General features: G+C 41.1%; 20 protein-coding genes. 13 read left to right on the top strand and 7 right to left on the bottom strand.

Features of this window, described 5'->3' with window-relative positions; translation table 11 throughout:
* Nucleotides 1–199: 199 nt before the first annotated feature.
* The 12 genes from NK987_RS15345 to NK987_RS15290 all read left to right on the top strand — a co-directional run bounded on the left by NK987_RS15345 (nt 200) and on the right by NK987_RS15290 (nt 11,152).
* Nucleotides 200–973, top strand: coding sequence for a hypothetical protein (locus NK987_RS15345; protein ID WP_259264564.1), 774 nt, complete (start codon nt 200–202; stop codon nt 971–973).
* A gap of 228 nt (nt 974–1,201) precedes the next feature.
* Entirely contained in the window at nt 1,202–2,110 is a 909-nt protein-coding gene (locus tag NK987_RS15340; protein ID WP_259264563.1) for a helix-turn-helix domain-containing protein, read from the top strand.
* A 128-nt stretch (nt 2,111–2,238) separates the two neighbouring features.
* Nucleotides 2,239–3,117 carry an SDR family oxidoreductase gene (locus NK987_RS15335; RefSeq protein WP_259264562.1) on the top strand — a complete coding sequence of 293 codons (879 nt, stop codon included), beginning with the start codon at nt 2,239–2,241 and terminating at the stop codon, nt 3,115–3,117.
* A 23-nt stretch (nt 3,118–3,140) separates the two neighbouring features.
* On the top strand, nt 3,141–4,052 hold the full coding sequence (locus NK987_RS15330) for an SDR family NAD(P)-dependent oxidoreductase (RefSeq protein WP_259264561.1): 912 nt from the start codon (nt 3,141–3,143) through the stop codon (nt 4,050–4,052).
* A gap of 10 nt (nt 4,053–4,062) precedes the next feature.
* Nucleotides 4,063–4,872 carry an SDR family oxidoreductase gene (locus NK987_RS15325; RefSeq protein WP_259264560.1) on the top strand — a complete coding sequence of 270 codons (810 nt, stop codon included), beginning with the start codon at nt 4,063–4,065 and terminating at the stop codon, nt 4,870–4,872.
* A gap of 325 nt (nt 4,873–5,197) precedes the next feature.
* Nucleotides 5,198–6,100 carry an NAD-dependent epimerase/dehydratase family protein gene (locus NK987_RS15320; protein ID WP_259264559.1) on the top strand — a complete coding sequence of 301 codons (903 nt, stop codon included), beginning with the start codon at nt 5,198–5,200 and terminating at the stop codon, nt 6,098–6,100.
* Nucleotides 6,101–6,284: 184 nt separating this feature from the next.
* Complete coding sequence (locus NK987_RS15315) at nt 6,285–7,751, top strand: hypothetical protein (RefSeq protein ID WP_259264558.1); 1,467 nt, start codon at nt 6,285–6,287, stop codon at nt 7,749–7,751.
* Nucleotides 7,752–7,878: 127 nt separating this feature from the next.
* Entirely contained in the window at nt 7,879–8,286 is a 408-nt protein-coding gene (locus NK987_RS15310; RefSeq protein WP_258422270.1) for a VOC family protein, read from the top strand.
* The gene (gloA2, locus tag NK987_RS15305; protein WP_258422271.1) at nt 8,283–8,675 is read left to right on the top strand and encodes an SMU1112c/YaeR family gloxylase I-like metalloprotein; all 393 of its coding nucleotides are present in this window, start codon (nt 8,283–8,285) and stop codon (nt 8,673–8,675) included. Before NK987_RS15310 ends, gloA2 begins: the two co-directional genes overlap by 4 nt.
* A 91-nt stretch (nt 8,676–8,766) precedes the next feature.
* Nucleotides 8,767–9,219 (top strand): hypothetical protein, encoded by a 453-nt coding sequence (locus NK987_RS15300; protein ID WP_259264557.1) that lies wholly within the window; start codon nt 8,767–8,769, stop codon nt 9,217–9,219.
* Nucleotides 9,220–9,341: 122 nt separating this feature from the next.
* Nucleotides 9,342–10,169 carry a DUF4349 domain-containing protein gene (locus NK987_RS15295; RefSeq protein ID WP_259264556.1) on the top strand — a complete coding sequence of 276 codons (828 nt, stop codon included), beginning with the start codon at nt 9,342–9,344 and terminating at the stop codon, nt 10,167–10,169.
* On the top strand, nt 10,166–11,152 hold the full coding sequence (locus tag NK987_RS15290; protein ID WP_259264555.1) for an AAA family ATPase: 987 nt from the start codon (nt 10,166–10,168) through the stop codon (nt 11,150–11,152). The genes NK987_RS15295 and NK987_RS15290 overlap by 4 nt, the downstream gene beginning before the upstream one ends.
* An 18-nt stretch (nt 11,153–11,170) precedes the next feature.
* Here NK987_RS15290 and NK987_RS15285 read toward each other — a convergent pair whose 3' ends face one another.
* A complete protein-coding gene (locus NK987_RS15285) occupies nt 11,171–12,472 on the bottom strand; it encodes an aminotransferase class V-fold PLP-dependent enzyme (protein WP_259264554.1) in 1,302 nt (433 codons plus the stop codon).
* A gap of 319 nt (nt 12,473–12,791) precedes the next feature.
* Between NK987_RS15285 and NK987_RS15280 the strand changes: the two genes are divergently transcribed.
* The gene (locus NK987_RS15280) at nt 12,792–13,580 is read left to right on the top strand and encodes a hypothetical protein (protein ID WP_259264553.1); all 789 of its coding nucleotides are present in this window, start codon (nt 12,792–12,794) and stop codon (nt 13,578–13,580) included.
* Between the two features lie 49 nt (nt 13,581–13,629).
* Here NK987_RS15280 and alr read toward each other — a convergent pair whose 3' ends face one another.
* The 6 genes from alr to NK987_RS15250 all read right to left on the bottom strand — a co-directional run bounded on the left by alr (nt 13,630) and on the right by NK987_RS15250 (nt 23,570).
* Nucleotides 13,630–14,784, bottom strand: coding sequence for an alanine racemase (gene alr / locus NK987_RS15275; protein WP_259264552.1), 1,155 nt, complete (start codon nt 14,782–14,784; stop codon nt 13,630–13,632).
* A gap of 122 nt (nt 14,785–14,906) precedes the next feature.
* Nucleotides 14,907–15,647, bottom strand: coding sequence for a tetratricopeptide repeat protein (locus NK987_RS15270; protein ID WP_259264551.1), 741 nt, complete (start codon nt 15,645–15,647; stop codon nt 14,907–14,909).
* A 4-nt stretch (nt 15,648–15,651) separates the two neighbouring features.
* Nucleotides 15,652–16,212, bottom strand: a complete 561-nt coding sequence (locus NK987_RS15265) for an RNA polymerase sigma factor (protein WP_259264550.1) — start codon at nt 16,210–16,212, stop codon at nt 15,652–15,654.
* Nucleotides 16,213–16,395: 183 nt separating this feature from the next.
* Complete coding sequence (locus NK987_RS15260; RefSeq protein ID WP_259264549.1) at nt 16,396–17,607, bottom strand: serine hydrolase domain-containing protein; 1,212 nt, start codon at nt 17,605–17,607, stop codon at nt 16,396–16,398.
* A gap of 79 nt (nt 17,608–17,686) precedes the next feature.
* Complete coding sequence (locus tag NK987_RS15255) at nt 17,687–20,926, bottom strand: CHAT domain-containing protein (RefSeq protein WP_259264548.1); 3,240 nt, start codon at nt 20,924–20,926, stop codon at nt 17,687–17,689.
* 130 nt (nt 20,927–21,056) lie between these two features.
* Complete coding sequence (locus NK987_RS15250) at nt 21,057–23,570, bottom strand: hypothetical protein (protein WP_259264547.1); 2,514 nt, start codon at nt 23,568–23,570, stop codon at nt 21,057–21,059.
* Nucleotides 23,571–23,637: the final 67 nt, after the last annotated feature.

The raw sequence follows: 23,637 nt of genomic DNA, 5'->3' as shown, positions 1-23,637 counted from the left end.
TCAGTAGATTGTTGGACAACAAAACGGCTGGAAATGTGAAATCCATACTCATGTCAGGTGCAACTGTATTAAAAAAATCAAATCGCCATTTGTGATCTATAAATAAAAGTAAGAAAGGTATACATACTCCGCTGAAATGGAAGGGTATGTATTCCCTTGGTATATATAAGTAAGTTAAAGGGCATTTTAAAAGACGACCATGTTCAACTTTTTTAATTCAAATAAGAAATACGAGCCACTCGACAAAGAGCTGAGAAAGTACTTCGAGAACAATTTTCTTTGGCTGATGCAGGAGTTTCCTGAACCAAAAATAGAAGAGCGTAGAATCCTGACGCCAACAATATCAGACTTTCCAATAAAATGGAATAAAAGCAGAGACAATGCATTTGAAGCCCTTAAAATTATTTGTAGCAATATGGAGCTTGACCCAAATGACATTAAGGTTGACTTCTATGACAATGGACTAAAAGACATTAACATGGGGACATCTGTGATATTTATTGAATCAGACCCCGAAAATCCAGAAGCCGCAGGATTATATCATCATGAAAAAATTGATGGCAAGTACAGTATTTCACTTGACGACGCATTATTAGAAAGCCCTGACAGGTTAATTGCAACAATTGCTCATGAACTTTCTCATGTAAAATTGCTTGGTGAAAAAAAGCTTGAGCAAAACGATGAAATGCTCACTGACTTTACAACAGTCTTTTTCGGACTTGGTATTTTCAATGCGAATTGTTCTTTTCAGTTTTATAATCAAACAGACCGTTGGGGTTACAGTAATTTAGGATATTTAAAAATTGACGAATGGGCGTATGCGTTGGCTTTGTTCGCATTTATTAGACATGAAGATGAACCTCATTGGAAACAGTTTCTAAGCAAGACTGTTAAAAGTGACTTTGAAAAGTGCCTAAAATATATGATTGACAATGAAGAAGATATCTTCAAATTTGACGATGAAAACCAATGAAAAAAAACGCCATATAACAGCACCTACCCAAAAGTGGCGGTTCAGTGGTTAAATCATGCTTTGTGCTTCTATCAAAGTTTGTGCTTGGTTGACAGTGAAGTGCTTCGAAATCGCCACCTTATGGTAGCTGCAAACCGTTAGCTAAATTAAAACCAAAACATGTTAAGCATTCAGCGATTTGTGTTAAGGAATTTCATAAAGCCATAGTAGTTTTGGAAAAAATATAGGATGAGAGAGCATATTATTCATTCAAAATCAATAACTGAAATCAGGGCTGTATTTGGCTTGGATAAGCCAACACACCCGTTGATTACCATTCTTGACACCCAAAAACTAGCTTATGGAGAGGAAACGGTTGGCAAAAAATTTACTTCCGATTTGTACTGCATTGCTCTAAAGGATTCGAGTTGCGGAATTGATTACGGGCGAAATCCATATGATTTTGATGATGGTGTTTTGATTTTTACCGCACCGATGCAGGTCATTACGGTTAAAAAACCGCAAGCACTAAACGAAGTACAAGGTTGGATGCTTTACTTTCATCCTGACCTTATCAGAAACACTGCCCTTGGCTCAAAAATTGACGCTTACAACTTCTTTAACTACGAAGTTCACGAAGCATTGCATCTTTCTGAAAATGAACAAAATACACTCAATCAAATTGTTCTGCTGATTCAAGATGAAATCAAAGAGCGAATTGACAATCACAGTCAGCAAGTATTAGTTTCTAATATTGAATTGTTACTTAATTACAGCAAGCGATTTTACGAAAGACAATTCAATACCCGTGCAGCAAGCCATATTGATATTGTCTCTAAGGTTGAGTTGTTGTTAGAAGATTACTTTTCCGAAAATCAGCTTATTGAAAAAGGTCAACCTACTATCCAATATTTAGCAGACCATTGCCATTTATCGGCTAGTTATTTGAGCGACCTTTTGACAAAAGAAACAGGACGTTCTGCAAAAGACCACATTAACGATTTCCTCATAGACAAAGCCAAACATTTGCTACTCGGTTCTACCGATTCTATAAGTGGAATAGCCTATACTTTAGGCTTCAATTACCCCCATTATTTCGGGAGACTATTCAAACAAAAAACAGGCAAAACACCACAAGAATACCGTCAATTAAACTAGCATAAAGGGAGCAAAACAGCTTCCTATTTTTTTCTGCGATTTGTGTTTAACCTTCCTCTATTCGTGTTAAGCCAACCTTCAAATCTGAAGGATATTTGTTTCATCGAATCTTTAAAAATTTGAAAAAGATGAAACATAAAATTTTAATTACCGGCGCAAGTGGCGCTTTCGGAAGTCTGACCTGTATTCTATTGGCAGAACACGGACATCAGGTGGTGGGAACAATGCGTTCGATGCAGGGAAAAAATGAAGCCATCGCCAATGAGCTTAAAGCAAAAGGTGTAGCGGTGGTTGAAATGGATCTGACCAATGAGGAGAGTGTAAGTGCAGGGGTAAAGTTAGCCGTTGAACAGATGGAGGGCTTGGATATAGTTTTCAATAATGCAGGCATAGGTGCAAACGGAATTCTAGAGTGCTTCACAGCCGGAGACATCCTAAAAATGTTTGATGTAAATGTGTTTGGCGTTCAAAGGCTAATGAGAGCTGTTTTGCCACATTTGAAACAACAAGGAAAAGGAACAATTATTCATACATCAAGCTGTATCGGTAGAGTAACCACTCCTTTTTTGGCTTCCTATTCTGCCTCAAAATATGCTTTAGAGTCTTTGGCAGAAGGTTATCGGGCTGAACTTTCAGGATTTGGGATTGAATCTTGTATAGTAGAACCAGGTGGATTTCCTACGGGTTTTATGAGTGGAATGATCAGCCCAAGCGATACCGATAGAATGAAGCAGTATGGCGAAATGGCAAGTCTTCCCGAAACCTCTATTAATGGATATGTAGCATATGTAGAATCCATTCCCGAACAAAGACCTGAACGGGTAGCAGAGGCCGTATTGCAATTGGTAAACACGCCTTTTGGCGAAAAGCCTTTCAGAACCGTTGTTGATTTTTCGGGCTTAAAACAATCCATTGAAAACTATAACAAAGTGCTGAGCGAAACCACAAAAGCCATATATAAAGCCAACGGTGTAGAGAATTTATTAACCTTAAACAAGGAAGTTTAACCTCACTCCATAAATAAAAAGTCATGAAAAATCTTAAGAATTACGTATTTATCCTATGCCTGATTCTTGTATCAGGCTTGCATCAAAATGTTGCGCAGGCACAAGATGATTCCAGCGCGGAGCGTAAAGAAGGCCCTCAAGTAATCATCATCACAGGCACTGCCTCGGGTTTTGGCAAAGCCACTGCAGAGAAATTAGTAGCCAAGGGTCATATCGTTTACGGAGGCGACATCAATGTTGAAGGCAATGCTTATCTCAATAAAATTGGAGGCCATTCTCTTGAAATGGACGTGACCAATGATTCCCAGGTTCGTGCCGGAATTGAACGCATCATTTCAGAACAAGGCCGCATTGATGTATTGATCAACAATGCTGGTTATGGTGAATATGCCACTATCGAGAACATAAAAATTGATGACCTCAAGCATCAGTTTGACGTCAACGTGTTTGGTTATGCCCGTTTGCAGCAAGCTGTTCTTCCCTATATGCGTAAGCAACGGTCAGGACGTATCATCATTGTTTCTTCAGTAATCGGTAAATTCTCACTACCCATGCTCGGTTGGTACGCATCGACCAAACATGCCGTTGAAGGTATGGCAGATGCACTGCGACAAGAAGTGGCACCGTTGGGCATTGAAGTAGTAAAAATACAACCGGGGGCTGCTAATACAGGGTTTGGTGCAACAGCCTTTGCCCGACTTGAGCAGTCCTACATTCCGGATGATTACCGCGCAATAATAGATGCCAGCGTTAAATCTTTAGAGAACAATTTCGCATCTGCACCATATGCCGAGGATACCGCAGAAACGATCGTTGATGCTACTGAATTAGTGAGACCAAAAATCGCTTATATCACGGCAAATGCACATGAAATTGTACGTTTGAGGAAAGAAATGACAGAAGAGGATTTTTACAAGATGTTTTTAAATAGGTAATTTTAAATAAATGAAAAAAACCATATTGATCACAGGAGCAAGCAGTGGAATTGGAAAAGCAACTACCCTGCATTTTCAAAAACAGGGATGGAATGTAATTGCCACCATGCGTTCACCTGAAAGGGAAACAGAACTAAACAATTTGGAAAACGTCCACTTGGAGCGATTGGATGTACTCGATTTAGTATCCATTGAAGCAGCAATCAGCAATGGAATTTCAAAATTCGGAAAAATAGATGCGCTTCTCAACAATGCAGGATATGGAGCTTACGGACCTTTGGAAACATTCCCACGAGAAAATATTGTTAGGCAATTTAATACCAATGTGATTGGCTTAATGGATGTTACCAAAGCGATTATACCACATTTCAGAAAAAACCGTAATGGCGTAATTGTGAATATCTCATCAATCGGTGGTCAAATGACGTTTGCCCTGGGCTCGCTCTATCACGGGACAAAGTTTGCAGTTGAAGGTATTTCAGAGTCATTGCACTATGAAATGGCCGCCATTGGAGTAAAAGTTAAGGTTATAGAACCGGGATTCATTGCCACTGATTTTGGTGGACGGTCTTTCGACTTTCAAGCGGGAAATATTGAAGACTATCAACCCATGATAAAGGCCTTAATGAAACAATGGCAGGATCCCAATAACACTGTTTCCCCACCAAGTTTGGTTGCAGAAGTAATTTATGACTCAGTAACTGATGGAACAAATCAGTTGAGATACAGGGCAGGACAAGATGCTGATTTCTTACTAGACAACCGAAAGAAAATGAAAGATGCGGAGTTTTTTGAAATGATGAACAGTCAATTGGAATAATAAAACGGTAGCCAACAGGATGGATAAGTCATAGCGGTTTAGGTGCAAACTTGAACCGCTTTTGCATTTTAATAAGTATCTTACTTTCCTAAAAGTTAGAGGAGATAAATTAGCTGCTGCCCATACAGTAGACGGTAAGTTTTTCTTTTACCTTAACCGAAATTTAAAAAGTGAAAATAGCAACCTTATTTCAAGTATTGATTGTGACATGAATTGGAAGAAGGCTAAGACCTGAATCAGCCCTACATTCTTCCTGACAAAGAAGTCAAAATCTCCAAAAGCACTGAAGTAAAAACAATCATTGACCATCAAACCTTAAAACCCTATGACTAAAAAACGAATATTCTTTACCGGTGGATCAGGAAAGGCAGGAAAGCATGTCATCCCCTATCTTCTTGACCAAGGACACCGTGTGGTGAATGTGGACCTGACACCCTTGAAATATCCCGGGGTGGATAACCTGACAGCGGATATCACGGACTCCGGACAGATGTTCAATGCCATGAGTTCTTATGCCGCATTGGATGAGTTGGAACCAGGAAACGGCATTCCAAAGTTTGATGCAGTCGTTCATTTTGCAGCGGTTCCCAGGATTCTGATCAAGCCGGATAATGAAACTTTCCGGGTCAATACCATCGGAACTTACAATGTGATCGAAGCGGCTGTCAAGATGGGTATCAAGAAAATCATCATTGCTTCCTCAGAGACGACCTATGGAATCTGTTTTTCGGATGGGCCGACCGATCCCAAATCACTTCCCTTGGAAGAAGACTATGATGTCGATCCCATGGACAGCTATGGCTTGTCAAAAGTTGTCAATGAGCATACGGCACGCAGTTTTCAGCGGAGGTCAGGCTTTGACATTTATGCACTTCGAATTGGAAATGTGATTGAGCCCCATGAATATGCAGAACTTTTTCCTCACTATTTCAAAAACCCCGAAGTTCGACGCAGAAATGCCTTCTGCTATATTGATGCGCGTGATTTGGGACAGATTGTGGACTTGTGTCTGCAAAAAGATGACTTGGGTTTTCAGGTTTTCAATGCCGGCAATGACCACAACGGAGCGATTATCCCAAGCAAAGAATTGGCTGAAAAGTTCTTTCCCGGTGTGCCCCTCACCCGTGAATTGGGCGAACATGAAGCCTTGTTTTCAAATCGCAAAATCCGTGAAGTCCTTGGATTCCAAGAGGAGCATCACTGGCGGAAATATGTGAAAGGGGAATAGGGTTTTAACTAGCATTTTTTAGTAGTCCATTCAGAATCAGCTCTTTCATTTTCAGGAAATGATTAACTTTAAAGGAGAGGATCTTACCCAATCTCGGGTAGCTTCCTTATTCCGGCAGGATTTTTATTTATGCCGGAGAATGAGATTTTAGTGATTTCAAATTTCCATTTCAGGTATCGGTCATATGAAAAGAAGAAAATTCCTTAAAACTTCCATTACTGCAGCCGCATCACTTTCGGCATTTAGCACACGGGCATGGGGTAAGCAGACAAACCAAAATAGTGGCTTTTTTATCGGCACTCCCGTTTTACCCGAGTATCTTTTTGACAAGGGAATAGCAAATAGCCTCGATGCCATGCAGGAAATGGCCGGGATTAATACCGTCATGACATTTAGCCATGACCACGTATTTAATCAGTATCAAAAAAATTTCCGACCAAAAACCGATGAAAACGGTAAAGAATACACCAACATATGGGTGAAATCTGATCCGGCTTTGTATCCAAACCCAGAAATGGGCAAGCAAGATCCGACAGCCAAATATGCAGGCCGTGATGTTTTGGATGAATTATGGGCCGAGGCCGAGCCTCGGAAAATGAAAGTGTATGCCCGCATTCTTGAACCTTACGTCATTACAGGAGCCATACCGGGTTTTGAGGAATTTGCCGAAGTGGATGTTTTTGGAAACAAAGGTAAAAATGTCTGTTTCAACCACCCCGGCTACAACCGCTATTGGGAGGTCGTAATTGAGGACCTGGTAAAAGCCCATCCTTACCTACATGGATTTAAGTTTGGGCAGGAAAGGGCCGGTCCTTTCCTGGCTGCATTGGGAAAAAATACAGCGGGAACCTGCTTTTGTGAGCATTGCCTCAAACTGGCTGCGGAAAGAAAAATTGGTATAGAAGGCGCAAGGAAGGGACTCATTGAACTCCAAAATTATGGCAACAGCATTAATGCAGGAAAAAAGCCAATTGACGGTAATTTTACTGCTTTTATGCGCCTCCTATTTCAATATCCAGATATGCTTAAATGGGAGCAATTTTGGATGGATTCCCGGGAAAACCAGCGCAAGCGTATATACACACAGATCAAAAATATCAATCCCAACATTCAGGTAGGTTGGCATATTGATCATGGCATGACTTGGGACTTGATGATGCGCGCCTCTTGGGATTATGGAAAAATGGGACCCTATTCTGATTGGTTGAGCGTGGCTGTTTACTTTGATAGCATGGGGCGCCGATCTCTTGGACATTACCAGCGCAATTATGAGAAAATTCTGTTTGGTGATGCGGATCAGCGGTATTCCTATCCCATGTACCTGAGCATGTTGGGCTATGACCCGGAGTTGGAACCAACACTTCATCAGCATCTGGAAAAGGATACTGCATTCAGTTCCGATTATGTTTTCCAAGAATGCAGCAGGGCTGTCAAAAGGGTAAATGGTGAGGCTTTGGTTTATGCCCGACCAGGATTTGATATGCCTGGATATGATTGTAATGTCTCTCCAAGCCAGGTATATGAAGTAGTGACCAAGGCATTGGAAGCTGGAGTGAATGGACTTTGGTGTGGCCGTGAATGGGATGAACTCAAGCCTGAAAATGCTGTAGCCTTTGGAAATGCAATAAGGGATTGGGAAAAGAAAAAGTAAGAAACAATTAGGATTTTATATTCCTATTTGACCTCGTTCAAAAGGGTTTATATTGGAATAATAATAATCAAAATGATTCTTGACAAATCTGTATCCGGTTTTAGATTGATTTTTCCGATCATTGAAAATGAAACAAATATTTATTAACCTTCCAGTTCAAAACCTAGAAGAATCACAGGTTTTTTACACGCAATTGGGATTTTCTATCGACCCTCTTTTCTCTGACAACCAACAAAAATGTATGGTTTGGAGCGAACAGATCTATGTGATGCTACAGACGATGGAGGTATTCAGATTGTACAACAGAAAAACAATATCTGACCCTAAAACCTATATTAATGCTTCTTTTACACTGCCCGTAGAAGGCCTCGACCAAGTCAACGAAATTTTGAACAAAGGATTGGAAGCAGGAGGAAAAGAACCAATCCCAATGATTGATGAAGGATATATGCAGATCAGAAGAATTGAAGATTTGGATGGGCATACCTGGGATATTATTTATCTTGATCGGGTTAAATTTAGCCAAAACAGATGAACTACTTGCTCAAAAATGTCCACCATATTGCCATCATCTGTTCGGATTATGCCAAATCAAAGCAATTCTACACCGAAATTTTAGGCTTGGAAATCATCCGGGAAGTTTACCGACAGAAGCGTGGTTCCTATAAGTTGGATTTGGCCTTGAATGGGCAGTATATCATCGAACTTTTTTCTTTTCCCGATCCGCCAAAAAGACTTTCGAGGCCCGAAGCGACCGGCTTGAGGCATTTGGCTTTTTCTGTGGATAACCTTGAGGCTGTATTGGCAGTGATGGAAAAACACAAAGTATCCTATGAACCGATCCGAACAGATGAGTTTACAGGAAAAAGATTCACATTTATTTCCGATCCGGATGGATTGCCGATTGAGTTTTATGAGAGGTAACAAAAGTCAAAAAATGGGTGAATCCCAGCTTTCCTGTTTGATACATTTCCAAAATATTTAGGTAATTTTCAGCCACCTTAATAGCTACCCAATGATCCCCTCTAATCCCAAAGCCAAGGAAATGGCTTCCAAAAGAAAAAAGATCATCCTGTTTTTTGGATTGATAATCATTTTAACCGGTGCATTTGCAGTTAAAAAACTCTTCTTTACTGACTCGATTTTTGACAGGCAGCTGTATTCACTTTCTCAGGAAATCAACCAGTCTACCCCCATCATGATAGATGAAAACATCCGCCTTGAACGTACTTCTGTCAAAAGGGGGGAGATTTTTGTCTACCATTATACTTTGGTAAACATGGAAAAGGGGAAATTTGAGGAAAATGAGTTAAAGGAATTTTTCAGGGAACAGATATTGGATAACATCAAAAACAATCCGGATCTCAAGTATTTTAAAGAAAACCAGGCTTCTATGGTATATGATTACAAGGATAAAAACATGGAGTCACTTTTTGAATTGAGATTTACCCCCAAAGACTATAACTGACTAGAAGCCCTTTCTTTCCTTTTCCCTTTCAATCCAAAACAAGTTTTCCTTCACGGTAAATCAAACACGATTTTTTTAGGTTCTTTTTACTTAAATTTTGGTTGAATTTTAACCCGTATTCTATGAAGCTGTTTTTTGCTTTGGCGTTTATTGTTGCCGCCTGTTCCAATAGTCCATCTGAAAATGTAGATTTTGTCTCTTCAGATTTTGAAGTAGTCCAAGAGATACCTGTCAGCAGACAAGAAGCACCTCCTTCAGATTCAAAACTTCTTTCCCCCGAAATCAGCCAGAAACTTGTCCGCTCAGGAGGGATCAATTTCCAATCAGAAGATTTGGAAAAAGACTTTCACCAGATCAAAGGTATGCTTGGTAGATACGAGGCCTATTTGGAGAATGAAACCCAAAACAACGACCAATTCAGAAAAAGCTATAACCTCAGTATCCGTGTTCCTTCCGACAGGTACGACAGCCTGCTGAATGCGATTTCGGGAATAGCCTTCAGGGTCGAAAACAAATACTCCAATGTAGATGATGTGACCGAGCGCTACTATGACCTGCAAAGCCGGATCCAAAATAAACTTGAACTTGAAAAGAGGTATAGAGAAATATTATACAAGGCAAATGAAGTCAAAGACATCTTGGAAATCGAGCGGAACCTCAACGAAGTCAGAACAGACATTGAGATGATGGAAGGGCAGTTCAACTACCTCAGCAAGCAGATTAAATTCAGTTTGATTCAGGTGCAGTTTTATGAAGAACTGCCCTATGAATTGAACTCAGATAAGAAGAAGTGTTTTTGGGTACGCATTATCAATGCTTTGGATAATGGCTTGCAGGTATTTTTGACTGTTTTTGTAGGATTGGTGACCTTATGGCCTTTTTACATTGCTGGTGCTATGGTTTTTATCTTAGTCATGTATCTCAGAAGAAAAAACAAATCACACTCATGAGACCGGGTTTTTTTGGTTTATACCTCAGTTTGGTTTTTTTGTTCGCTTCCTGTGCGAGTGTTCAGGATTCGAATATCAACCTGCGTCTTGACAAGAGCAATTGCTTTCAGGAATTCTTCTATGATTATCAAGAGGACCAGATCCCTGCACCCCTGCATAGCCTATCATTGCCCGAAAGCCTTCAAAAAAACTTTTCCAAGAATAGCCTCAACGTCGCAAATGCGATGGGGATTTTGGAATTGTTGGAAAGGTACATTATCAGCCTGGAAGCTTTTTACGCCAATCCAACATTAGAAAACAGGATTAGCCACTTGGAATTGTATCAGAAACTTTCACAAAGAATCGGATTTGCGGAGCTTGAAATTTCCTCGGAGTCGGCCGAACTTGGATGTGAAGAGGAGCGCATTGACCAAATTGCCAATTACCTCAAAGCAAAAGAAGGAGATACAGATACCAAATTGACCGTCTCTTCCATCATCATCGGTGCAGCCGGCGCAATCCTGACTACTGTATATCTTGATCAGGGAAATACCGGTGAATACATTGCCCTTGCCACAGGTATTGCTGGGGCGACTTTGGGTGTGATGATTTTGGTCAACAAGAAGAAGGTCACTTTTAACCATGAACGCAACCACCTTCAGGAAATTTGGGAGGGACCGACAGCTTCTAAATATTTTCCCGCCTCGGTTTGGTATTACCTCAATTATATTTACCCGGAAAAGGAAGTACAAATTTCAAAAAGAGAAGAAATCATCGAAAAATGGATGGGTTTGGGAATTTTTGACAGCCTCAATCCCAAAGAGAAAAAGGAATTGGTTGGAAAGTTTTTTGGATCCGGGGGTATTTACCTCAGCGATGAACTTGTGGAAAGGGCAAGTATGTACGATCAGCTTGGCTCACAGATCAACCTTATGATGCAGGACCTGAAGAGCCTTTCGCGAGAACTGGAGGTCCTGCAGGCGGGCAAGATTTCAAAACCTTAAGTTATTGAAATCGGATTTCTATCCCTTTGAAATTTTTGACAGGCATTCCACCAACTTATCCAAATCCGAAATCTTGGTATACACATGGGGTGAGATTCTGACCACATTCAGTTTGCCCAATGCAATGGGTGAAGTTTGGATTTTGCCTAATTTGATCAGTTGAGAGTAGACTTCAGATGGGCTTAGCCCATCTATGGAGATACAGGCCAAGGCACAGCTGTACTCTTTTTTTAAAGAAGTGTGAAGCTTAAGTTTGGGGATTTCCACCGCTTTGGTAGCCCAATAATCTTTTAAGTACCGGACTCTTTCCTCTTTTCTTTTGGTACCGATAGCATTGTGAAAATTAAGGGCTTCCCCGATTCCCTGCTCGATGGGAAAGCTTCTTGTCCCGAGATTTTCAAATTTTCGTATATCTCCTGATTTTGGATCCCCTGCACAGATCAAAGGCCAAACTTTGGAGATCTTTTCTTTTTTGACCCAAAGCATGCCGCTGCCAATCGGTGCGGAAAGGTACTTGTGGAGGCTGGTACCAAAGTAGTCCCCTTCCAAATCAGGAATATTGAATTCCAATAAGCCATAAGAATGTGCTCCGTCTACTATGACTTCTATGCCTTTTTGATGGGCCATTCTTGCGATCTTTTGTACGGGCATGATCTGACCAGTCCAGTTGACCACATGGGTAATGTGGATGAATTTGGTTTTTGGGGTGATGGCATTTTGGTAGGCCCTTACGATCTGTTCATCATCTTCTATAGGAAATTCGAAATCAAGCTGTTTGTACACTATGCCCTCCCTCATTTCCCGCTGTTTCCAAGCCTGCATCATGTTAGGATAATCTTGATGGCTCCCGATCACTTCATCTCCTCTTTGGAGATCCAAGCCATAGATGACCGTCACCAAGGCTTCTGTGGCATTGCGGTTGATCGCTATTTCTTCCGGTGAGCAGCCACCTAACTTGGCGAGGCTTTCACGGAGATTTTCTCTCCCTTGGTCCAAAATCTGCCACATGTAGTATGAAGGACCCAGATTGGTCATCTGATTAAACCGCTCCACAGCTTGTTGTACTACTATCGGACTTGGGGATACGCCCCCGTTATTGAGCATGACGATGGGGGAAGTGCTTGCGGAATACCCCTGCTGAATTACTGCCCAATAATCCTCATTGGATGCCATTTCCACGGCATCGCGGCCATGGTAAGTTTTCTCCAAGTTATCCCACTCTGCTGCATGAAGCTCGTTAAAAATACTGTTTGCCGAAAAAGCCCCTACCATTGCTGTGGCTTTTTTGAGAAATGAGCGACGGTTATTGGATTGATTCATTTTTTTGATTTAGAGATTAAGCCTACAGGGACAGGGGTTTAATTTATTTCATTTTAAATCGTAATTCAAGGCGTTTCATTTGGAATTAAATCTGATCTTTTGGGAATAAAAACTTTGTCTTTGGACAGCCAACTCCTAGACTTATTAAGTGGAGTATGGAATCCGAAATACCTGAATCTGAACTAGATAACATATTTAAATCAAAATCCGAAAAAAAGTGAGAGCACAGATTTTCGTTTTTAAAAACTACGCAAAAAATTAAGTAAATTCAATCTGAAAAATGATAAATGGTGCTTTTTGATCAATATCCTATCATGAAATGAAAAGAATCCACCTGTTTGAATTTGAGGACATGTCTTGGTTTCCTGACCGGATCAGGGTATTGATGACGCGGTATATCATGACCTTTCATAAAATCCTTGGGACAGCAGGTCTATTGGAAAAACTGGTGGAAAAAGGTTTGCAAAAATCGGAAGCTCTTTTGATTTTGGATCTCTGTTCAGGAAGTGGTGGTCCGATGCTGGATGTGGCAGAAAACCTCAGGACTTCTGGAAGATTTCCTGATCTCAAGTTGATGCTGAGTGACTTGTATCCCAACCATGAAGCAGCCAAATCCATCAATCAAAAAAATGATCCATCGGTAGCTTATCTTACAGACCCACTAGACGCTACACAGGTTCGCAAGGGTTTGGTTGGCCTGAGGACTATGGTCAGCAGCATGCATCACATGAAACCGGAGCTGGCCAGAAAAATATTGAAAAATGCCAAAGAGGCCAATCAGCCTATCCTGATTTTTGAAATTTCTGACAACTCCGTCCCCATTTTTCTTTGGTGGCTGGCTATGCCATTTGCTTTTATCATGACCTTTATTTTTACTCCTCTGGTGCGTCCCATGTCCTGGCAACAACTGGTTTTTACTTACCTGATTCCGATACTTCCCCTATTCATCGCTTGGGACGGGGCTGTATCCAATGCCCGAACCTACACTTTAGAAGATATGGAAGATTTGATTCAAGGATTATCGGACAAAAGCTACAGCTGGGAAATGGGCAAATTGAAAGGAAAGGGAGGCAACAAATTGTATCTTTTGGGAAGTCCTCTGCATTGAACCCCACCGCCCAAGGATTCAAAGTCTTTTGATTTTTCGTTCCTGAGGCTTAGTCCACAATCCTTCTTGGGATATCCAATGGCAATCTTGTAAGTAATTCATAATTCACCTGCTGGCTTGACTCTCCAAATGAAGCGACGGTGATTTCATGGTCGCCCTGAACACCGATGATGACGACCTCATCCCCTTTTTGAACTTGTCCCAAGTCTGTGATGTCCACAGCAATACTGTTCATGGTCACTGTTCCGGTAACAGGCACAATCTTACCCGAAATCAGGACTTTGCCCTGATTACTAAGCCATCTGCTATATCCATGTCCATAACCGATAGGGACCAAAGCGATCTTCATGTTTCGCGGTGCCATATAGCTGGAACCATATCCGATGAATTCCCCCATCTTGACAGACTTGGTATTCATGATGCTGCTTTTCCAGCTGATGAGCCTCTTGAGCGGGTTTTTATTGTTTTCTGCCAATGATTGAAACCTGTACATATAAGTTTCTTGTGTTGGCCAAAAACCATAAGAGGCTATTCCTATTCTTACCAAGTCCATTTTTGTTTCCGGATAAAGTAGCGTTGCAGCGGAACAGGCGGTATGGTATTTTTCAAAGAAGATATTTTGTGCATCAAACCACTGTTTGAATTTTTTGTACCGTTTGATCTGTTTTCGGACCCTGACATAGTTGCTGATACTTTCCGCCCCGGCATAGTGTGTACACAATCCCTCGAGAGAAAGGTGGCTGCTATTTTCTTTCAGGAGTTGGATAAGGGCTTCTTTTTCATCCCATTCAAATCCGGTGCGGTGGAATCCCGTTTCCACTTCGATATGGATTTTGGCTTTGATTAGGAGCTTTTTGGACACAATAATTGCCGCTTCCAATCGATCAAATTCAAAAACATAAAAGCTGATTCCTTTCCTGATAATTTCTTCCAAATCCTCATTTTCCAACATCCCCATGACCATCACGTCACTGGTTGATTTGCTTGCTTCATGTACCCGCAAGGCTTCATCTGCGCTAAAAGTGCTGAAGTGCTTGATTCCGTTTTCTTCTGCCAAAGCCACAATATTTTCAATACCGTGACCGTAGGCATTTCCTTTGACGACTACGGATATTTCGGTTTTGGGACCTATATCTGATTTCAAAAAATCCATGTTTTTCCTGTAAGCCTGTCTGCTGATTTCTATGTAAGAAGTATGTCGCATGGGGGCAAATTATAAAATTTGAAGGGATTGATGCCTAAAAATTCCAAATTGCTCTCTTCTTCGAAAAAATTTTACTGGAAAAACATTGCCGAAATTGCTTTGTGAAGAAGTCACAAAATGGCTTATTTCAGTTTTTCAATAATTTCAGCAGCTTCTTCCCTTCCTGAATTTTGGAGGTATTTTAATGCTTCGGCATTATTTCCTGATTTTAGATAGGCGAGCCCAAGATACCAAGATGCCTCTTTTAGGAAAATTCCGCTTTCGGTTTCAAGAGTTTTTTGAAGGAATGGTAGGGCAAGTTTATCATCACCTACAGCGAGGAGCGCAGAGCCAAGGAAGTAATTGAGGGTATCGTTATGTGGTTTTTGTGCCAATAGTTTTTCCCACCTTGTGATGGCTGCCTGATAATCCCCGGTTTTGTAATCCACCATACCGCGGTCAAATTCATAATTAGAATTGGTACCCATCGCTGTCACCATCCCGGGATCCGGTTGGTAATAGGCCGTGAATAATTTTTCATTCTCATTGGTATTGCCCAAAAAGACCCAAAGCGTAATCGCCAATAGAAAAAGCAGGGAAGCAGCTACGGCAAGTGGCTTCCAGGTAAATGGTTTTTTGGAATTGATCGGGCCTACCGGGGTGGAAGATTTCAATTCGGCATGGAACACTTCCATGCTGTCCTTCAAAGAAGCCAATTCTACCTCCTGTAACAGGACCTTGATGTCTTCGTATCTGGTCTTGAGGTTTTGGTCAATCTTCAGTTCTGATTCAAAGGAAAGCTTTTCTTCTTCGGTCATCAGACCCAGGATGTAGCTTTCGATTCTTTCAAATTCCTGTTGCGAGTATAAATTGTTAGAGTCCAATTTTCTAATTATTTAGGGTATTCATTTTTTCTTTGAGGCGCTGAATGCACCTGTATTTGTTGTTCCGGGCTGTGGCCTCAGTCCACTGGAAAGCCTTTGCAATGGTCTCCATGGATTCTTTTTGGAAGTAAAACCTTTTCAGGATTTCCTTGCAGTTTTCTCCCAATTTCTTGAATTCTGCGGCCATTTGGCTTTGCAAGGATTCCGAATTTCCTTCCTCCTCCTCAGACCTGTCATGCTTGGTATCGAGGTTGGTGGTTTTTTGATATTTGGATGACCTTAGGTAATCCAACCATTTGTTTTTTGCGATTTGATACAAATATCCTGTTACTGCAGTACCGTTTTCGGGTATGAATTTATCTGACCTGACATTGTTCCAAACTGTTATGAAAGCTTCCTGAAATATATCCTTGGCCTGATCTTCATCACCGTTATTGGCTGCCACATATTTTTCAATTTTTGGGTATTGGGATTGGTAAAGCCATTTGAGCACTTTTGGCTCATTTGACTTGATTCCAAGGATCAATTCATCTTGGGTAAAAGGATTAAAAGTAGGTTCCTGCATGATTCAAAACATTACAGAAATATACTATTTAACGGCTTTTTTACAAACTGAATTTCTTAATAGTCTTATATACTTACATCGAAACAAACCTTAAATGTCATCAATTATTCAAAAAAAAATCGGCCAAGAGAACTTGGCCGATTAAGGGTTGGTCGTCCCAGTGATAAAAAAATTAATTTCATCTTAAAACTGATCAATGTCTAGGTAAACATTGAGGTCCTTGGTAATCAGGTCCACCAAAAGTGCCTGATGGGCCTGTACGAATGGGTTATAAACCGAATTGTTGGTATAATCAGCGTTTCCATTGAATATCAATGCCACAGCCATGCCATTGTTTTCTGTCATGTAAGAAGACCGGGTACCAGGAAGTGCACCATAAAATAGAAACCTGGTATTCCATTTTAGGATTCCGTTGCCGAAGTTGGGATTCAATGGTGCCGGTCCTGAACCTTCAATGAATTTTTGAAAAGTGGAGGCATCCAAAATATCCGGGCGACTTGGATTGCCGTCTATGGCCAAAATAAACTTCAACAAATCCGGGGCACTGATTACCAATCCACCATCTCCATCCCTTCTTTCAATATTGAGGTTATATTCATATCCTTTTAATGCTCCTTGCCCGTAATATTTGGTCTCATCGGGATGAAGGTTTGTCATGGCCGATTTTCCATATACTGCCGAATTGATCCCAAGTGGAGTGAGAAAATCATCTTTCATAAATTGGTAAAAAGACTTCCCCGAAACCTTTTCGACGATTCTTGCAGCGATGAAGTAGTTGGTATTGATGTACCAATATTGGGAACCAGGATTGTATTTTAAAACCGCATTGTCCATCATCCAATTGAAAAAAGCGGTAGTGTTCATCGCAGGATTCGAATCGATGGCATCCCGGTCATTGGGTAAAACCCAGCCTCCTGTTGTCATTTGAAGGAGGTTTTTCACAGTTACGCTTTTTACCCGGTCATTATAGGCTTTGGTTCCGTAGGTGGTACCCAAAATTCCGTCAGCTCCAAATACTTTGTCGTCAAGGTTCAATTTGCCTGCCTGAACCAATCTCATAATAGCCACTCCGGTAAAAGTCTTGGACACACTCGCCACCCGCATGCGGTGGTTGGTGGTCATGTCCACATTGCCTTCCACATCGGCTTTTCCATACCCTTTTTTGTAGACTAATTTACCGTTTTTAGAAATGGCAAGAGATGCCCCGGGGATTTTTTGGGCAGCCAAAAAAGCTTCTATTTTCCCATCAATCACCGGAATGTCCACCTGAGTTACAGGCTTGGCTGGAGTGGGGTCAGTGTCTTCTTTTGGACTGCATGACCAAAAGTAAATCGGTAAAATGCCAAAAAAGACGATGGCGCGAAACAAAGTTTTGGTTAAGGATTGAGATTTCATGGTGAAAAGATTTTGGTGAGCAATGGATTTTTAATCAGACATCGAAACATCTTCAAAATGTCATCATTTCCACTTCCATTTATTTCATATTTTCTTTCCCGTACTTTCTCCAACCGATCAGCAAAAGACCTAAAGCCACAAAGACCATGAGGTACCACCATTTCCCAATGGATTTTTCAAAAACCAAAGGACTCGGGTCTCCCATCAGGATCAAGCCTGCCCAAAAATCAGGGGACAATTCTCTTCCTTTGGAAATAGAGAGGTAATTTAGTTTGGCTTTTTGGAGTGCTTCAGCTTTGTCCAATCCTTCTGATAGGTTTTTGTAAAATTCCTCCACGATGATGCTACTTGCCTTTTCGTCTATCTGCCAAAGCCCAATCAGCAAACTTTCGCTCCCTGCATAGTTGAATGCATGGGCTAAAGATACCATTCCTTCACCTGGATCGAAAGTATTCTTGCCTGTTTCGCAAGCTGTCAAAACAGCCAATTTTGCCCTTAGGTCAATGTTGTATATGTCAAAAGCATACAAGGAATTTTCTTCGGGAAAACTTTCTTCTTTTGCTTCTTTGGAAAAGATGAGCTTTGAATAGGCAGGGCTGAGGTTATTGGATTCGGCATGTGTTCCTATGTGAATGATCCTGTTCATACCTGCTGTTTCTTTGAAGCGGGAGACCGTGGATTCGTCTTCTACAAACAAGGATCCTCCGAAAAGGGATTTTACCTTTTTGACCAAAGCCAAAGTGAAAGGCTGAGGAATTAATGTCAGGTACGCTTTGTCCATGTATAAGGAATCTTTTAAGCTGGACAGGTATTCCGATTTCATTTTGTCAAAAAACCCCGGAGCAAATGCCACAAAATTGGATTTGAAACCAGTCTCCGGCTTTGGTTTTTGAATAAGAAGGGAACTGTAGTGATAACTGATGCTATGTTTTGCCAATAGGCTTTTTGTGGCAAATTCACTGTAAGCACTGATCTTTTGAGGTGTCAAGATCTCGAAACTCAGGTTAAAAAGCTGTCCATCCGGGATGATGATGAGCTTTGGGCTTTGGATATAGGATTCCAAAGGTTTCCAAAGCGCTGAATGTAGCTCCTCCAGTATTTGGAAAATCACCTCCTCATTGTTCCAATTGGCTTGAAGTTCCTGAATATGGTTTTGTACTGGTGCAAAATCCAAGGCAACAAGCCTTTTTTGGTTTTGGTCCATGACGACTGCGGCAAGATTTTCTCCGACAAAAATGTACCTGACTACGGTAGTTTTTGCAGGGATATTTTTCCGGATATCGTCTATGGAACTTAAAATATTGCCATATCTAAACTGGAAATATGCCGGATAGGTTGTTTTCAGCATGCCAAGGTATTCTTCCCATTCTTGGTTTGCTTTGAGAAATGGGCTGATGCCAGGAGATTCTTGGTTGAGAGCTTGTTGAAGGTTGGTTTTGAGAAAAGACTCTTTTTCTTGGATTTCATCGGGAATGTCGGCAAACTTAATGTTGTCCACTTTCTGCAACCTTGCCCGGACTTTATTGTAAATGGAGGATTCATGTTTGCTCAAAAAATCATCAAGGTATTTTTCATTTCCGGTAAGTTCATGCAGTTCAAGGTCTATTTTCTTAGAAAAGTCAAACAGGTCTCTGTTTTCTGAAAGCAGTAAGTTCAAGTCTTCTTCAGTACCGATCGCAGTTTTTCTTCTTTCCAAAATCAAAATGGCCTTGTCCATTTTTGACTTTTGGTTCAACAGGAAATATTCATCCTTTGAAGGCTCAAGCTGATAAGCTGATTTTACCTGGATGAGGATGGCCCGGGACTTTTTGGTTTCGGTCTGTATAGAATCGAGCCAGGTCATCTGCGAATCATACCTTCCATCGATTACCTGAAGTGCTTCATCGCTGAGCCTTAGGGATTCTTGATATTCATGCAGCAAGTAATGGATGTCGGCAAGGTTCAGGATTTGGTTGAAAGCAAGCAGGCTGTTCTTTCCCTGATTTTGGATGACATAATCAAGACCTCTTTTGGCAGTGGTCTTTGCCTCTCTTGCCAATCCTGTTTCTGCATAAAACAGGGAGGAATTGGTCAAAAAACCAAGATAGATATCATCAAATTCCCCTTCGGTAAAGGTTTGAAAAACGCGGTCAGCCAATTGGTAAAAATGAAGCGCATCCTCATTTTCCTCTTGGACATCTTTGATTCTGGCCAAAGCATAATAAGCATCTGCCTGCCAAAAAAAATATTCTCCGCCAAGTTTATCTATAAGCGCAAGTCCCTCAAGAAGGAAATTTTCTGCCAATTCAAATTCAAGGATGTCATAATATAATTGTCCGAGGAGAATCTGTGACTTGAATACTTCGGGACTTTCAGGACCAAAGCTTGCTTTCTTTTGCTCATAGGCATATTCCAGAAGGTCTTTGGCGCGGGAATAATTGCCAAGTTCTTTGTGTTTGCCGGCAAGATTATCTATTGCTTGGTATTGAAATTCCTTTCCTTTATTGATTTCCTGCACATCGGTCATTGCTTTGATGTAAGAGGTTAAGTGGTCAATCGTTTGCTCTAGGGAGAGAATACTTGCTGATGATTTGCCTAAAGCTGATTGTACAGCAGACAGGTTATTCAATACCATCGCAGGCCGGTAATGCTTGTTCCGCGGGGTATCTTCCATGGATTCAAACTGCTTGAGTGCTTCCAAATAAAAATACTTTGCCGAATCCATCCTTGCCCCAAACCAATGGATATTTCCCAATGCATTGTAGCTGAGGTATAGGGATTCGGCATCTAATTTTGGTTCTTGATGGTAAAGTGAAATAGCCTTGTGGACATGGACTTTGGCTTGGACGCGGTTGCCAAGATACAGGGAAAGTGTGGCCATGTTGTTTTGGATTTTGCCCAATTCTTTGAAAGTGATTTCGGGATCTTTTTGTCCCCAATCAAAAGCAGATTGGTTGGCTTGATAGGCAAGTTCCAATTCCCCGATGTATTCATAAAATCCCGCAGCCTCACGGTGGATTTGGATGTTGAGTTTTGTGGATTGTTTTTGGGAAAGAAAATCAGAGATAAACTTTTGGACTTTGGCGATCCCGTTTTTTTGGCCGGATTTTTCTGTTTCGACCCTTCCGATATAAGAAGTATACAAGGGAAGGGAATCGATCAGCCCCTCCTGGTAAATGGATTTTATTTGTGCTTTCAAAGCGGAGTCAGCTTGGAGGTAGTTTTTTTCTTCCAAAGCCCAGTCAATCCATTCCAATCCCTTTTGCCCGACCTGACCAAAACTTTCCGGTATGCTAAAGGCAAAAACTATAAGAAAAAAAAGATTCCGGTTGAGGTTCATTTTTGAAAATACCAAGGGAGAAACTTGTTGGCCAAATCTTTAAAGGATCCCAAATGAGAATAAGTCTTTGAAGATTTGGCCAAAATGAAATTAGTGAAATTTATGGAAAATATTGTAATAATGCCGGACCTTAATCTTCAATTTCAATCACAATATTTGCCCTTCCTCCGTATTTTGCATATTCTGCCTCATATCTTGGTATTGAGGAACCGCAAGAAGAACTCATAGGGCCAGACCCCCAAGACCTTCCGATAGTAAAATAGTAGTTTCCTCCAACGATTTGATTTGGACCTGCACCTGGAAAGCCATAAGTAACAGGAGGTGTTTGGCCTGGAAGCCAACTGCTGGTTCTGTTTTCCCACGACGAGGCTTTTTTGAACCCGTAAAATGTGACAGTGTATTTTTTGGCTTTGGGGTGTACCGGAACGACTGCCATCATATTTGTTCCCACGTTGCAACTCTTATCGGTGCTATTGTTCCATGATCTGGTTTCTAAGGCAATATCCAGGATGATTTTATTTGGGTCGTTGTCGATTTTGATCACCCCTTTCACTGTTTCTCTCAATGTCCAATTGTTGTCATCTTTGGCTTTGAAATAAACCCGGGCAGTGATTGTTTCCTTTGCGTCTCTTACCTCATCATCAAGCACTTCATAATTCAAAGCATTACCCATAGTAGTGGCACTTCTTAGTCTGCCGTTAAATTTCCCATAAGCACCGGCTGTCTCCCATTCCACTTTGTAATCAAGGGCCCCATTGGGTATGATGTCATTTACCCCATCTGTCCGCTCAAGGTATAGCCTCACACTTTGCCCTCCTTTCAGTGTGATATTGTCAGGCTTCATGACGAGCTTAAGCTTCTTGACATTGATATTGGCTTCGGCATCACCGATCCTTGTCAGCGTTGTTCCTTTTTTGGTAAATACCTCTACTTTGATAAGGTCAGGATTGTTGTCATCGGAAAGGTCTGCCGCTTTAGTGTCACTTCTGTAAGTCATGGTTGGAGTACTTGTTTCTACCTCAGTACTTTTTTTGCTTTGGTGCCATAGGTATATAAATTTGCCTGGTGTTGACCATTTGTAGACAAAGGATTCTCCATCTGCCAAGGTTGTCTTGGTTTCTACCTTGACTGAATAATATTTGGAAGTAGTGATAGTTTCCTCCCTAGGTGTCATCACCAGGTCGTCAGCCTTTACTTTGGCAGTAAATTCCGCATTGTAATCCGACATGGCTATATGGTTCATAAGCCTATTGTAATCCACCACCTTGATAAGGATGTCAGCGTATTTCATTGCGTTTAGCAGTGTTTTGGCCTTTTTGCCTATTTCCTCAGCAGATTCAGTCACTGTCCCTGGTTTCGCGGCTTGGATCATTCCTAGGCCGAGCAAAGCAACTCGATTTACCATTGCATCAAATGCAGCATTTCCACCTTCGTTGAGTCCCAAAAACATTGTTTCTTTTAATGCTTTTCCATAATCCCCATCTTCCAACAATTTTTCAATGATTGGAGTGGTTTTTACAAAATTGTCTATGGCAGTGATCAAGGTTGTAAAATTGGATTGAGGGATAGAAAGCACATCCTTCATTCCGATCACATCAAAAATAAACGGAAGGAAAAAATCCATGGCAAAGGTTTCGAGTACCAATCGGTTAAGTTTATCCCTTTCTGCGCTCGTCAAACTGAGTCCACCAAGATTACCTGCACCTGGACCTACTATCCGTACTTTATAAGTTGCCTCAGATTCATTATCCTTTATGGGAAGGTTTACAGGTCCATTTTCAGTCATGGCAAATTCAGGACCTTTGCCTAAAGCCCAATCCCTAAGTGTTCCTGTGAAAGAAGTGATGGCGCCCGTAGGGCTGACCGGTATATCTTTTTCAGAAGTATCTGTACCGCCGATCCTATCTTTGATCACGGTTTCCACTCCATCTTTATCTTTGAAAGCCGTTTTATATGCAAAGGCATGGGCCCTTCTTCGGTATTGGTTTCTAATTTGGACGTTTTGATGATCCAATTCATACACCTGAATGCCGCTTTTAAAACCATTGGGATCAACCTGGATTTGCTTGGCACGGATGTCAATCGTATCTGCCGGAGCAAAAGTGGAAAGGTAGTCAGTAAGGGAATTGATGTATCCTCCGTTACTGATCATTTCCGGATTTTTTGAGAATTCTTCTGAAATTGTTTGGGTGAATTCCGGCATGCCCTCCATTGTAGGATATCCTTGCAAAAATTTCTCAGTAATTTCCGCAGGCTGAAGTGAAATTCCCAATCCAAAGTAAACCAAAACAGAAGCCGTGGTTTCAATGGATATTTCTTTCTTGTTATCGGTGATGAATCCCATCATGAGAGAATTCCCTGTTTCATCGACCAAAAAAGCCAATTTCGTTGAGCCCGTAGCGAACCTAACTTTGGATTTACCGGCGTTATCCACAGGAAATTCAGCAAAACCCGAAAGGAGTTTTGTTTTTGAAAGATCAATGGACGTTCCTGAGGGTAATATCACATTGACATCTGTGGTTGGAAAAACCGTTAGAACCGGACCGGTACCGGGATTGGGATTGGGGTTGATTTCTTCCTCATTACAGGAACTTACAAGAGATATGAAAATAAAAAGGGCTAGTAAAAATTTGAGGTTCTTCATCGGAAATATTGTTTGTTAAGACCTCATCGAATCAATCAAAAAATGTCATCAACCTTTTGAAGATTTT

The organism is Aquiflexum gelatinilyticum (assembly GCF_024813435.1).
In the GTDB taxonomy this organism is placed as follows: Bacteria; Bacteroidota; Bacteroidia; order Cytophagales; family Cyclobacteriaceae; genus Cognataquiflexum; species Cognataquiflexum gelatinilyticum.
The sequence above is the reverse complement of the archived record's forward strand: the minus strand, read 5'-3'. Positions and strand labels throughout refer to the sequence as shown.